The organism is Rugamonas sp. DEMB1, from assembly GCF_029834475.1.
Classification (GTDB): Bacteria; Pseudomonadota; Gammaproteobacteria; order Burkholderiales; family Burkholderiaceae_D; genus Rugamonas; species Rugamonas rubra.
Map to the genome: position 1 here is coordinate 5169684 of NZ_CP122407.1, position 13381 is coordinate 5183064.

Below are 13381 nucleotides of genomic sequence, written 5' to 3' on the forward strand. Positions count from 1 at the left end.
AATCCGATAATGTGGTGCGTGATTGGCGATCAAGGATGGGCGTGACGGTGCGCGGCCGAGTAGTGGCCGGTGACGTAGTGCTCCAGCTGGCGCTCGATGTCGGTCAGCAGGCTGGAGGCGCCGATGCGGAACAGGTGCGGCTCCAGCCACTCGTTGCCCAGCTCCTCCTTCATCAGGCTCAGATACTGCAGCGCGGCCTTGGCCGTGCTGACGCCGCCGGCCGGCTTGTAGCCGATCTTGAAGCCGGTCTGTTCGTGGTACTCGCGGATCGCCCGCACCATCGTCAGCGAAACGGGGATGGTCGCGTTGACCGGCTCCTTGCCGGTCGAGGTCTTGATGAAGTCGGCGCCTGCCATCATGCAGACCCACGAGGCCTTGGCCACGTTCTCCAGCGTCACCAGCTCGCCGGTGGCGAGGATGGCCTTGACGTGGGCGTCGCCGCAGGCCTGGCGGTAGGCGCGCATCTCGTCGTACAGCGCTTGCCAGTTACCGGTCAAGACGTGCTGGCGGGTGATGACGATGTCGATCTCGGCGGCGCCGGCGGCGACCGACAGTTCAATCTCGCGCACCTTGGTCTCCATGCTGGTCAGGCCGGCCGGGAAGCCGGTCGAGACGGCGGCGATCGGCAGGCGGCCCTGCAGCACCTTGCCGGCGTGCTGGATCATCTCGTGGTAGACGCAGACGGCGCCGGTGCTCAGGTTCAGCTCCTGGATGCCCAGCGCCTCGACCAGGTCGGCGCGCAGCGGCCGCATGGCCTTCATGCACAGGCGCTCGACGCGGCCCGGCGTGTCGTCGCCGGACAGGGTGGTCAGGTCGATCAGGCCGATGGCCTTGACCAGCCAGGCCGCCTGGTACTCCTTCTTGACCGAGCGGCGGTTCGCCAGGCTGGCGGCGCGGCGGTCGGCGGCGGCTTTGTTGACGTGAATGTGGTTGATCCAGCCCAGGTCGAGGGCGACCGCTTCGTTGCGCTTGAAGTCGGGGGAAATGGTCATAACAGATTGCTTCCGTTCGAGAGTGGTTTGACGCCGAGGTGATGGGCCAGGGTCTGGCCGATATCGGAGAAGGTTTCCGAGATGCCCAGCGCGCGCGGCTGCACGCCGGGGCCGAAGAAGATCATCGGGATGTGTTCGCGGGTGTGGTCGGAGCCGGCCCAGGTCGGGTCGCAGCCGTGGTCGGCGGTGACCACCACCAGGTCGCCCTCGCGCAGCTTGGCGATGAACTCGGGCAGGCGCGCGTCCATCTCCTGCAGCGCGTTGGCGTAGCCGGTGACGTCGCGGCGGTGGCCGAAGGCCTGGTCGAAGTCGACGAAGTTGACGAAGGTGAGCGAGCCGTCGCCGGCCTCGTCGCTGACCTTCAACAGGGCCTCGAACAGGGCCATGTTGTCGACGCCCTTGACCACGCGCGAGATGCCGTGGCCGGCGAAGATGTCGCTGATCTTGCCCAGGCCGATGACTTCGCCGCCGGCGTTCTTGACGTGGTCGAGCAGGGTCGGCGCCGGCGGCGCGACGGCGTAGTCGTGGCGGTTGCTGGTGCGGGTGTATTTGCCGTTGCTGCCGACGAAGGGACGGGCGATGACGCGGCCGATGTTGTAGGGCTCGACCAGCTTGAAGGCCATCTCGCACACCTCATACAGGCGCTCGAGGCCGAACGATTCCTCGTGGGCGGCGATCTGCATCACCGAGTCGCCCGAGGTGTAGATGATCAGCTTGCCGCTGGCGACGTGCTCGTCGCCGTGCTTGTTGATGATGTCGGTGCCGGAGGCGTGGCAGTCGCCGAGGAAGCCGGGCACGCCGGACAACTCCTGCAGGCGCGCGGTCAGCTCGGCCGGGAAGGACGGCGTGGTGCGCGGGAAGTAGCCCCAGTCGAATTCCACCGGCACGCCGGCGATCTCCCAGTGGCCGCTCTGCGTGTCCTTGCCGGTGGAGCGCTCGCGCGCCGCGCCGTAGGCCGCGGCGAAGCCGTCGCGCTGGGCGAAGCCGTCGGCCCACTGGCCGCTGGCGGCGTGGGCGGCGGCGCCCAGGCCGAGGTTTTCCAAGGTCGGCAGGGTCAGCGGCGTGCCGTTCTTGGCGGCCCAGCTGGCGATGTGGCCGAAGGTGTTGGCGCCGGTGTCGTTGTACTTGGCGGCGTCCGGCGTGGCGCCCAGGCCGAAGGAATCCAGCAGGAGGATGAATGCACGTTTCATGATATACCCGGATCAGACTCGGTTGAAAAAGGTGTTCTGTAGTGTAGGCGCTGGCGGCCGGCATGCAAGCCGGCGTGGCGGCGGCGCCCTGAATGACAGCGGGGCGGACCAGCCGCCCCGCGAAGGATTACGCTTGCGGCGTTTTGGCCACGGTGGCCAGGTAGCCCAAAATCAGCTCGATCAGCGACTTGGCGCCGATGGCGGCGTACTTCAGCGTCTGCTCGTGCGACAACGGGAACGGCGACAGGCCTCGGCCAGGTTGGTGATGACGGAGACGCCGACCACCTTCAGGCCGCAATGGCGGGCCGACACCACTTCCGGCACCACCGACATGCCGACCACGTCGGCGCCGAGGCGGCCGAAGGCGCGGATCTCGGCCGGGGTTTCGAAGTTCGGGCCGGCGTAGGCGATGTAGACGCCCTCGTGCAGGGTGATGCCCTTGGCGGCGGCGGTGTCCTTGAGCAGGTTGCGCAAGTCGGCGTCGTAGGCGTTGGCCATGCTGAAGAAGCGCGGGCCGAAGCGTTCGTCGTTCGGGCCCATCATCGGCGTGCCGGGCAGGAAGTTGATGTGGTCGGTCAGCGCCACCAGGCTGCCGGCGTCCACTTCGGGACGCAGCGAACCGGCCGCGTTGGTGACGAACAGCATTTCGCAGCCCAGCAGTTTCAAGGTGCGCACGGCGGAGGTCATCACGCCCAGGCCGTAGCCCTCGTAGACGTGGCCACGGCCCTTCATGCAGACCACCGACACGCCCGACAGGGTGCCGATCACCAGTTCGCCGGCGTGGCCGTGCACGGTGCTGATCGGGAAGCCCGGCAGCTCGTCGAAGCTGATGGTGACGGCGTCGCTCATCTGCTCGGCCAGCACGCCCAATCCGGAGCCGAGGATCATCGCGATGCGCGGTTTGAAGTCGGCGGGGATGCGGGCACGGATGATGGCGGCGGCTTGGAATGGGGAATTGTTAGACATGGTTATCCTCTTGTTAGATGTGTTCGTGTGTGTCGAGTGTGTCGAGTGTGTCGAGTGTGTTACCGCGGTGCCATGCCGAGTCCGGCGCGTGGCCAAATCGAGGGTCAGACCCTGAGGGTCTGACCCTGGCGCCGCGCCGTTTGGCGGACTCGGCGCCCGGCGCTTTGAAATAGGCTGCTACTACTACCTGAGTCGAGCTTGCTAGTGTCTGGACGCCACTATGCATCATCGTCTATATGTATGGCAAATACCATTTTTCTTCCGCATTTATACAAAAAGCATATAAATATCCCCTATTATAAAACAGGCCCGACCTGACCGCCGCGCCGCGCCCCCGCTGGCCCGCGGCGGCAAGCGTTTGACAGGGCAAAGACAAATGTTTACCATGAAAGACAAATGTTTATCCAGGCCGACCCAGTGACCGACACCTCCAAAAAAGAACAGCTGTACCAGCTGATCCGCGCCAACCCCTTCATCTCGCAGCACGCAACCTGGCGGTCGAGCTGCGCCTGTCGCGCTCGGCCGTGGCCGGCCACATCGCCAGCCTGATCCGCGAGCGCCGCCTGCTCGGCCGCGCCTACGTGCTGCCCGACAAGCGCCCGGTGATGTGCCTGGGCGCGGCCAACCTGGACCGCAAGCTGCGCACCCTGGCGCCGCTGCGCATGGGCACCTCCAACCCGGCCAGCGCCGAGGAGGTGTTCGGCGGCGTGGCGCGCAACATCGCCGAGAACCTGGCGCGGCTGGGTATTCCGGCCGCCCTGCTCACCGCGCTGGGCGACGACGCCGCCGGCCGCGCCCTGCAGGAGCACGCCGAGCGGGCCGGCATCGACACGCGCGGCAGCCTGAAGCTGCTCGACGCCGCCACCGGCACCTACACCGCCGTGCTCGACGACCACGGCGAGATGACCCTGGCGCTGGCCGACATGGCGCTGTACGACCGCATCACCCCCGAGTTCCTGGCCGGCCGCCTGCCGCAGCGCTCGGCCGCCGCGCTCACCGTGGCCGACCTGAACCTGCCGCTGGCCAGCGTCGCCGTGCTGCTGGCCGACGCGCTGCGCGAGGCGGTGCCGCTGATTATCGTCGCCGTCTCGCAGCCGAAGATGGCGCGCCTGCCGGCCGACCTGCGCGGCCTGCGCCTGCTGATCCTCAACCGCGGCGAGCTGGAGACCCGGGTCGGCCGCGCCCTGCCCGGCGAGGCCGAGGTGGCCGCCGCCTGCGCCGAGGTGCGCGCCCAGGGCGCGCAGGACGTCGTGGTCACCTGCGGCGGCGCCGGCGTGTTCCACACCAAGGGAGCGGCGCTGGTCTGGCTGGCCGCCCACCAGGTCGAGGTGGTCGACGTCACCGGCGCCGGCGACGCCTTCGCCGCCGCCGTCTGCTGGTCGCTGTACCAGGGCAGCGAGGATTTGACCTTGGCCTGCCGGCGCGGCCTGAAGGTCGCCGCCATGACCCTGGAAAGCCCCGACACCGTTTCGCCCATGCTGGCCGCCGACGTGCTCGACGAGATCCACGACTTCGATCTGGACGCGCCGCTGTTCCCCCAACTCGCCCCACACGCACCACACAAGGACTGACCCCATGCACCAATTCCTCCTGTTCTCGGCCGAAGTGGCCGCCGCCCGCGCCGCCGGCAAGCCCATCGTCGCGCTCGAATCGACCATCATCTCGCACGGCATGCCCTACCCGCAGAACGTGCAGATGGCGCGCGAGGTCGAGCAGATCATCCGCGACGGCGGCGCCGTGCCGGCCACCATCGCCATCATCGGCGGCAAGATCTGCGTCGGCCTGTCGGCCGAGCAGCTCGAACTGCTGGGCACCGCGCCGGACGCGCTGAAAGTGTCGCGCCGCGACCTGCCCTATGCGCTGGCGCAGAACAAGCTGGGCGCCACCACCGTGGCGGCGACCATGATCTGCGCCGAGCTGGCCGGCATCCAGGTGTTCGTCACCGGCGGCATCGGCGGCGTGCACCGGGGCGCCGAGACCAGCTTCGACATCTCGGCCGACCTGCAGGAACTGGCACAGACCTCGGTGGCGGTGGTCTGCGCCGGCGTCAAGTCCATCCTCGACATCGGCCTGACCCTGGAGTATCTGGAGACGCACGGCGTGCCGGTGCTCAGCGTCGGCCAGCGCGGCTTCCCCGCCTTCTTCACGCGCGAGAGCGGCTTCAACGCCGACTTCCAGATCGACGGCGCGGCCGAGCAGGCCGCCTTCATCCACACCAAGTGGCAGCTCGGCCTGAAGGGCGGCGTGGTGGTCAGCAACCCGGTGCCGGCGGCGGCGGCCATGCCGAAGGAGGAGATCGAGCGCATCACCGAGCAGGCGCTGGCCGAGGCCGACGCCGGCGGCGTGACGGGCAAGGCGGTGACGCCCTTCCTGCTCGGCCGCATCAAGCAGCTCACCGACGGCCGCAGCCTGGCCACCAACATCGCGCTGGTGATGCACAACGCGGCGGTGGGCGCGGCGCTGGCGCGCGCCATGCTGGCGCACGCGGCGCCGCGCTGAGCCAGGGCGCCGGCCACGCCCGCTCCAGCCCAAGACCAAGAGCGAGGGTCAGACCCTAGGGTCTGACCCTGGATTTTCGCCGCAGGGTGGTGTTTGAGCCGCTGACGCGCTGGCCAAATCCAGATTCAGATTCAGATTCAGATTCAGATTCAGATTCGATTGCGCAGTCCACTTTGAAGAGTCACCGCACGCCATGTCCATCGATTTGAAACAGTTAAGGTACTTCCTCGCCGTCGCAGAGGAAAAGAGCTTCAGCCGGGCGGCCGAGCGGCTGCACATCTCGCAGCCGCCGCTGAGCCAGCAGATCATGAAGCTAGAAAGCGAGCTGGGGGTCAAGCTGTTCGCCCGCACCACGCGCACCTTCGAGCTGACGGTGGCCGGGCGGGCGCTGATGAACGAGGCGGCCGAGCTGCTCGGCAAAATGCGCATGACCATCGACACCATCCGCCAGATCGACCGGGGCGAGGTGGGCCGGCTGCGCGTGGGCATCGTCGGCTCGGCCATGTGGGGCCTATCCCCAGCCTGCTCGAGGAGTTCCAAAGCAAATTCCCGCGCGTCACCTGGACGCTGCACGAGTTCGGCCCGACGGTGCAGTACGACGCGCTGCGCGCCAAGCAGATCGACGTCGGCTTCTGGCGCGAGCCGCGCCTCGACGACGACGACCTGAAACACGACAACCTGCGCCAGGAGCTGTGCTTCCGCGAGAACGTCTGCGTCGCCATCAACGAGCACCATCCGCTGGCCAAGCAGGACGCCATCGAGCTGATGGACATCGCCGAGGAGCCGATGCTGACGCTGGCGCTGGACAAGTCGGCCTTCCCGCGCTACCTGATCCAGTGCTGCGTCAAGGCCGGCTTCCAGCCGACCATCTTCCAGGAGGCGAGCGAGCCGCAGACGCTGCTGGCGATGGTCGGCGCGGCGCTCGGCGTGGCGCTGCTGCCCGAGACCACCAGCCGCATCGGCTGGCCCGGCGTGGTGTTCCTGCCGATCCGCACCAACCCGCCGTCGGCCAACCTGTACATCACCTACACCACGCTGGACGACGCGCCGGTGGTGCGCGCCTTCCTCAACATCCTCAACCCGCCGGCGCGGGCCGACTAGGCGCCGACATCAGCGGAAAGACGGCCGCTGGAGAGCCAGGGTCAGACCCTAGGGTCTGACCCTCGCTTTACGCCGCTGGCCTTTCTGGGCTTAACGGCCTTGACCTCAGTGGGTCACGCCGCCGGCCTCGCGCACGTCGCTCTTGACCAGCAGCGCCGTATGCACGGCGATGCGCAGGCCGGCCACCATGTCGGCCAGCGCCATGCTGGGCGCGCCGGGATGGGCCGCCGCCTGCTGCGGCAGGTAGGGTATGTGGATGAAGCCGGCGCGGATCGCCGTGCCGAAGTCGGCCGAGTCGTGCATCAGGCCGTAGAACACGTGGTTGCAGACGAAGGTGCCGGCGCTCTGCGACACCGAGGCCGGCAGGCCGGCGTCGCGCAGCGCGTGGACGATGGCCTTGATCGGCAGCGTGGCGAAATACGCCGCCGGGCCGCCCGGCACCACCGGCTGGTCGATCAGCTGGCGCTGGTTGTTGTCGGCGATGGGCGCGTCGTCGACGTTGATGGCGATGCGCTCGACCGACAAATCGCCGCGGCCGCCGGCCTGGCCGACGGCGATCACCACGCTCGGCTGCAGCTCCTCGATCAAGTTCTTCATCGCCAGCTTGGCCACGCCGAACAGGCAGGGCAGTTGGCGCACCACCACGTTGAAGCCGGCCTCGCTCCAGCCGTCGAGCGCGCGCACCGCCTCCCACGAGGGGTTGATGCTCTCCTGGTTGAAGGGTTCGAACCCGGTCAACAATACAATCTTCTTCATCGGTGCCACTCCATCTACCGCAGCGTCGCCGCTACATGAAAAAATACAGCAAGGCCACGTTGGCCGCCAACAGCGCCAGCGCGGTCGGGATCTGCGCCTTGATGACCGCGTTCTTGTCCGTCAAATCGAGCAGCGCCGTCGGCACCACGTTGAACAGCGCCGCCATCGGCGTCATCAGGGTGCCGCAGTAGGCGCTGAACATGCCGATCGCCGCCATCGGCGCCGGATTGGCATGGTAGACCCCGACCAGCACCGGAATGCCGACGCCGGCCGCCATCACCGGGAAGGCGGCGAAGCCGTTGCCCATCACGATGGTAAACAGCGCCATGCCGCAGCAATATACCAGCACCGCCGCCAGCCGCGTGTCCATGGCGATGTAGGTGGTGCTGACGTGGGCCACCGCCTTGCCGACGCCGGCCTCGGAGAACAGCAGGCCGAGCACCGCCAGCATGTGCGGCAGCACCACCGCCCAGCCCATCGCGTCGACCAGGCGGCGCGACTCGCGCATCGCCTGCAGCGGCGTGGCGCGGGTCAGCCAGCAGGCCAGCGCCACCGCCAGCAGCGAGCCGCAGCCCAGGCTGGCCAGGGTCAGGTTCTTCGGGTCGAGCAGGAACAGGCCGTCGATCTTGACGTCCTTGAACAGCGTCGAGCCGAGCACCGTCACCAGCGGGATGGTCAGCGCCGGCAGCAGCAGCTTGTGGCCCAGGCCCACCGCGCTGGCCTGGCGCTGCGCCTCGTTGCGCGTGCCGTAGCGGCCCAGGCGCACGCCGCCGCAGGCGGCGATCAGGCCCATCAACAGCATCATGGCGCCGGCCAGCGCCGGCGGCAGGTGCTCGCCGGCCAGGTAGACCACGGCGTACAGCCACCAGAACACGGCGGTGCTGCGGCGGCGCGGATTGGCGGCGTCGCGCCAGGCCATCAGGCCGATCAGGGCCAGCATGGCGCCCAGCACCATGTAGAAGAAGTCGAGGCTGAAGATCATGCCGCGCCGCCCTCGGCGCCGGGCCGGCCCGGCGCGGCGGCGGCGCCCTGCCCGGCCGCCTCGCGGGCGATCTGGCCGTCCAGGCGGTGCAGGCGCCAGCCGTGGATCAGGAAGGCGCAGACGGCGGTGGGAATGCCCCACATGGCGATGTGCAGCGGGTCGACCTCCAGCCTTCGCCGCGCAGGATGGTCTGCATCAGCACGATGGCGCCGAAGGCGACGAAGACGTCCTCGCCGAAGAACAGGCCGACGTTGTCGGTGGCGGCGGCCATGGCGCGGATGCGCTGGCGCAGCCGGTCGCTCAGGCCGGGGTGGCGCGCCACGGCGACGCCCTCGGCCATCGGCGCGATCAGCGGGCGCACCATCGAGGCCTGGCCGCCCAGGCTGGTCAGGCCGGCGGCGGCGCTCAGCTCGCGCAGCGCCAGGTAGACGATCAGCAGGCGGCCGCTGGTGGCGGCGGCGATGCGGGCGATCGAGCGCTGGGCGTGCTCCTTCAGGCCGTAGCGCTCGAGCAGGCCGATGGCGGCCAGCGGCAGCAGCAGGATCATCGGCAGGTTGCGCGTTTTGACGAAGGCGGTGCCCAGCGAGGCCAGGATGTGCTCGACCGGCATGGCGGCGGCCAGGCCGGTGACGGCGCAGGCGGCGATGACCACCAGCACCGGGCTGGCGCGCAGCGCGAAGCCGGCGACGATCACCGCCACGCCAAGCAGCGGCCACAGGTTGACTACTGTTTGCATCGTCGTCCCCTTGTTTTTGGAATCGCTGCATCTTACCCGGGTTTGCGCTTGCGGCAACGCACAAAAAAGCCCGCGCGTCGTACGACGCGCGGGCTTCTTTGTGCTTTACCGGCCGGCTTAGAAGCTGGTTTTGAACTGCACGCCCAAGGTGCGCGGCTCGTTGGTGATGGCCGCCAGGTTGTTGATGTCGATCGCGCCGACCGCCTGCACCTGGTCGGTGATGTTGCGGGCGAAGGCCGCCACCTCGTAGCGGTCCCACTTGTAGCCGACCCGCAGGCCGCCCTCGGTGAGCGACTTGGCCTTGTACTCCTTGGCCTGGTACAGGAACATGTTGTAGCTGCTGCGGTAGGCCCAGTCGGTGAAGGCGAAGAACTCGCCGTCGCCCATGGCGGTGCTGTAGCGCAGGGTGAAGTTGCCCTGCCACTGGGGCGCGCGCGGCAGCGGGTTGCCGTTGACGTAGGAGGTGCCGGCCGACGGTCCGGCCGGGTTGGTCGGCGTGCACGGGCCGCCGCAGTAGCTGATGAACAGCTTGTCGTCCTTGATCTCGGTGTGGTTGTAGCTGCCGCCGACGGTCAGGCGCAGCGAGTCCGACAGGTTGGCCTGGAAGTCCAGCTCGACACCCTGGCCGACCACCTTGTCGGCGTTGATCAACTGGTTCTGGTTGATGGCGCCGCTGCCGGCGGTGAGCTGCTTGTCGCTGACGCGGTATTGGAACACGCTGGCCGACAGGCGGGCGCGCTTGTCGAACAGGTCCTGCTTGATGCCGGCTTCGGCCGACAGCACCTTCTCGGCGTTGGCCACGGTCGGCCGGTCGGTCAGGCCGTACAGGCGGCCCTGGATGGACGGCGCGCGGTAGCCGGTGGCGACACGGCCGAACAGGTTGGTGTTCTTGTCCAGCTCGTAGGTGCCGGAGGCGTCCCAGCTCACGTTCGACGAGTCGCGGTCGACCTGGAACGGCCCGGCGGTGATGCCGTCGACGCGCTTGGCGGCGAACTCCTTCTTGTCGCTGGTGTAGCGCAGGCCGCCGCGCAGCTTGAGCTTGTCGCTGACGGTGTAGTTGAGCGAGCCGAAGGCGGCCCACGAGCGCGCCGTCTGGTTCTGCTGCGAGTAGGCGGCGTTTTGCGGATGGCCGGGGGCGAAGGTGTCGAAGGAGATGCTGTCGATCTGCATGTCCTCCTTGAAGTAGAACAGGCCGGCGATCCACTGCAGCGGCCCCTTGTAGTTCGATTCCACGCGCACTTCCTGGGTCAGCTGCTTGTGGTCGGGCAGCAGGTCGGCGGTGTCGAGGGCGAAGGGGATCACGCCCGGCCCCATCGGCAGCGCGTAGGCGGCGCCGTAGCCGCCGTCGACGTCGGCGCGGCTGTAGAAGTCGGCGCTCTCGTAGCCGCTGATCGAATGCACGGTCAGGCCGTCGAGGGCCCAGCGCAGGCGCAGGTTGGCGCCCTTGGTGCGCAGGTGCTGGGTGTTGGCGCCGTCGGTCGGGTAGTCGTCGTAGTTGAAGCCGTCGACCAGGTCGCTGGTGCCCTTCTTGATCGTGTTGGCGCGGAACAGCGTGGCGTTGCCGTTCATGTTGCGGCCGTGCAGGTTGAGCAGCGCGCTGAAGTCCTTGCTCGGTTTGACCAGCAGTTGCAGGCGGGCGGCGTGGTCGTGGTAGCCCTCGAAGTCGCGGGCGATGGCGTTGGGCAGGCTGTTGTGGACGCGGTTGTCGCGGTTCTGCGATTGCAGCGACAGGCGCAGCGCGACGGTGTCGCTGAGCGGCAGGTTGTAGGCGCCCTCGGCGTTCTTGGCGCCGTAGTTGCCCAGGCCGAGCGTGGCGTAGCCCTCGGTCTTGAAGACCGGCTTGGCCGAGTCGAACTTGATCACGCCGGCCGGCGAGTTGCGGCCGAACAGCGTGCCCTGCGGTCCGCGCAGCACCTCGACCTGGTCCACGTCGAACACCGGGAAGCCCTTCAGCATCGGGCTTTCCTGCACGATGTCGTCGACCACCAGGCCGACCGGCTGCGAGGCGTTCAGGTCGAAGTCGGTGTTGCCCTGGCCGCGGATGTAGAAGCGCGGGAAGGAGCGGCCGTAGTCGGACTCGACGTTCAGGCTGGGCGAGCGGCCCGACAGGAAGCGGATGTCCTGGCCGCCCGAGGTCAGCACGTCGAGCTTGTCGCCCTTCAAGGTGGTGATGGCCATCGGCACGTCCTTGATGTTCTCGGCGCGCCGCTGGGCGGTGACGATGACGGTTTCCAGCTGGCCGGCCTGGCCCTTGGCGGCCGGCGCGGCGGCGTCGCTGTCGGCGGCGGCGTCGGCGGCCCAGGCGGCCGACTGCGGGAAGGCGGCGCCGACCGCCAGGGCGATCAGCGAACGGGCGGCGAAGCGGTGTGTCTGGTTCTTCATCATGGACCAACTCCCTCAGGGGTGTGCGTGGATTAGCGTGGATTAAATCGGGTGCCGCTTTGCCGGGCGGCCGCGTCGGGCGACGGGCCGGCGCCGGGGGCCGGGAAGATGTCAAATTATCCACCAGGCAGTTTGCAAAATGTTCGGCTTCGGAAATGCTAGCATGAATAAAAATTGACAGGAAATTACTTCCGACAGGTATTTATTCATATGAATTTCATATAAATAGGCAAATAAAAACGTATTTGTCGAACATATAAATCCTGTGCATAGTTGTCAGCATTGCGCCACCGGCGGGCGGCCGCTGCGGGCGCAAGGGGCTGGCGGACCCGCCGGCAGCCCGCTAAGCGAGCCGAACAGGCGACGGCGGCGGCTTGGCGAGGGCGGCGCGGCGGGCTGGCGCAAGCGGCGGAATGTTGTGGTTTTTTAGGTGAAACTGGCGAAAAAACCACAGTCCGGCGGCGGCGGCCGCCGCGCCGGCGCTGTTGCGGAGGCACCACAGCGGGCGCGGCGGAAGACCAAGGCGGCGCCACCAACTCTCGCTCCATTCATTTTTGACAAGAACGCGACGGACGGCGGTTTTTCCCGCCGGCGGGGCTTTTGATGATGGTTGAACAAGTTTTTGCGCGGCCGGCACGCTCGCGGCGGCGCCGGCGCCGAGGCGGCCCTCTAAAAACCGGGGTTTCGGCGCCCCGGCGGGGGCCGGATTAGATGTTTAGCCCAATAAAAATATACAATATCGAACTTCCAGGAGCCCATTCATGAAACTTACACAATTTAGTTTGACGATTGCAGCATTGTTTGTTGCTGCCCAAGCGTCCGCGGCTGACCCAAAGCTGGGCATCGTGTATGACGCTGGCGGCAAGTTCGACAAGTCGTTCAACCAGTCCGCTTTTGAAGGCGCCACGCGCTTCCAGAAGGAAACCAACATCAAATTCATCGAGGTGCAGGCCTCCAGCGACACCCAGGCCGAGCAAGTGCTGCGCGGCCTGGCGCGCAAGAACCTCGACCTGATCGCCTCGATCGGCTTCGCCCAGACCCAGGCGGTGCAAAAGGTCGCCAAGGAGTTCCCCAAGGTGCGCTTCGTGCTGATCGACGGCGTGGCCCAGGGCGCGAACGTCAACTCGGTGACCTTCAAGGAGGAAGAAGGCTCCTACCTGGTCGGCGTGGCCGCCGCCATGGCGTCCAAGAGCAAGAAGCTCGGCTTCATCGGCGGCATCGACATCCCGCTGATCCGCACCTTCGCCTGCGGCTACACGCAGGGCGCCAAGGCCGTCTTGGCCAAGGCCGAGGTGACGCAGAACATGGTCGGCACCACTTCCAGCGCCTGGAACGATCCGGCCAAGGGCGGCGAGCTGGCCCGTTCGCAGTTCGACCGTGGCGTCGACGTGGTGTTCGCCGTGGCCGGCGGCAGCGGCATGGGCACGCTGCAAACGGCCAAGGAAAAAGGCAAGCTGGCCATCGGCGTCGACTCGAACCAGAACCACCTGTACCCGGGCACCATGCTGACCTCGATGGTCAAGCGGGTCGACAACGCCGTCTACGACTCCTTCATGCAGATGAAGGCCGGCACCTGGAAGGCCGGCGTCACCGCCAAGGGCCTGAAGGAAGGCGGCGTCGACTGGGCGCTCGACGAGCACAACCGCAAGCTGATCACCCCCGAGATCGAGAAGCGCGTACTGGGTGCGCGCAAGGACATCATCGACGGAAAAATCAAGGTCATCGACTATCGCGTCGGCAATAGCTGCCCGGTTTAATTCCCCTCTTCACCACTGAA

At 67.4% G+C, this 13381-nt stretch carries 8 protein-coding genes and 3 pseudogenes; 4 read left to right on the top strand and 7 right to left on the bottom strand.

The window, feature by feature from the left end; all coding sequences use genetic code 11:
• Positions 1-29: 29 nt before the first annotated feature.
• The 3 genes and pseudogenes from deoC to xapA all read right to left on the bottom strand — a co-directional run bounded on the left by deoC (position 30) and on the right by xapA (position 3148).
• Positions 30-992: a deoxyribose-phosphate aldolase gene (gene deoC / locus QC826_RS23820; RefSeq protein WP_093388308.1), complete on the bottom strand. Its 963-nt coding sequence runs from the start codon at positions 990-992 to the stop codon at positions 30-32.
• A complete protein-coding gene (locus QC826_RS23825) occupies positions 989-2182 on the bottom strand; it encodes a phosphopentomutase (protein WP_093388307.1) in 1194 nt (397 codons plus the stop codon). The genes deoC and QC826_RS23825 overlap by 4 nt, the downstream gene beginning before the upstream one ends.
• 127 nt (positions 2183-2309) lie before the next feature.
• Positions 2310-3148 (bottom strand): annotated as a pseudogene (gene xapA, locus QC826_RS23830) (xanthosine phosphorylase).
• Positions 3149-3672: 524 nt separating this feature from the next.
• Here xapA and QC826_RS23835 point away from each other — a divergent pair.
• From QC826_RS23835 to QC826_RS23845, 3 genes and pseudogenes are all read left to right on the top strand, one after another.
• Positions 3673-4719: a carbohydrate kinase family protein gene (locus tag QC826_RS23835; RefSeq protein ID WP_313872801.1), complete on the top strand. Its 1047-nt coding sequence runs from the start codon at positions 3673-3675 to the stop codon at positions 4717-4719.
• A gap of 4 nt (positions 4720-4723) precedes the next feature.
• On the top strand, positions 4724-5647 hold the full coding sequence (locus QC826_RS23840; protein ID WP_279762741.1) for a pseudouridine-5'-phosphate glycosidase: 924 nt from the start codon (positions 4724-4726) through the stop codon (positions 5645-5647).
• A 193-nt stretch (positions 5648-5840) separates the two neighbouring features.
• Positions 5841-6748: pseudogene (locus QC826_RS23845) on the top strand (LysR family transcriptional regulator).
• 105 nt (positions 6749-6853) lie between these two features.
• Here QC826_RS23845 and pcp read toward each other — a convergent pair.
• From pcp to QC826_RS23865, 4 genes and pseudogenes are all read right to left on the bottom strand, one after another.
• Entirely contained in the window at positions 6854-7504 is a 651-nt protein-coding gene (gene pcp / locus QC826_RS23850) for a pyroglutamyl-peptidase I (protein WP_279762743.1), read from the bottom strand.
• 31 nt (positions 7505-7535) lie between these two features.
• Positions 7536-8486 carry a DUF979 domain-containing protein gene (locus tag QC826_RS23855; protein WP_279762744.1) on the bottom strand — a complete coding sequence of 317 codons (951 nt, stop codon included), beginning with the start codon at positions 8484-8486 and terminating at the stop codon, positions 7536-7538.
• A pseudogene (locus QC826_RS23860) lies at positions 8483-9222 on the bottom strand (DUF969 domain-containing protein). The gene QC826_RS23855 and the pseudogene QC826_RS23860 overlap by 4 nt, the downstream one beginning before the upstream one ends.
• A 117-nt stretch (positions 9223-9339) precedes the next feature.
• Positions 9340-11607, bottom strand: a complete 2268-nt coding sequence (locus QC826_RS23865) for a TonB-dependent receptor (RefSeq protein ID WP_409567698.1) — start codon at positions 11605-11607, stop codon at positions 9340-9342.
• Positions 11608-12365: 758 nt separating this feature from the next.
• Here QC826_RS23865 and QC826_RS23870 point away from each other — a divergent pair.
• Positions 12366-13361 (top strand): BMP family protein, encoded by a 996-nt coding sequence (locus tag QC826_RS23870; RefSeq protein WP_279762745.1) that lies wholly within the window; start codon positions 12366-12368, stop codon positions 13359-13361.
• The last annotated feature ends 20 nt before the right edge of the window (positions 13362-13381 follow it).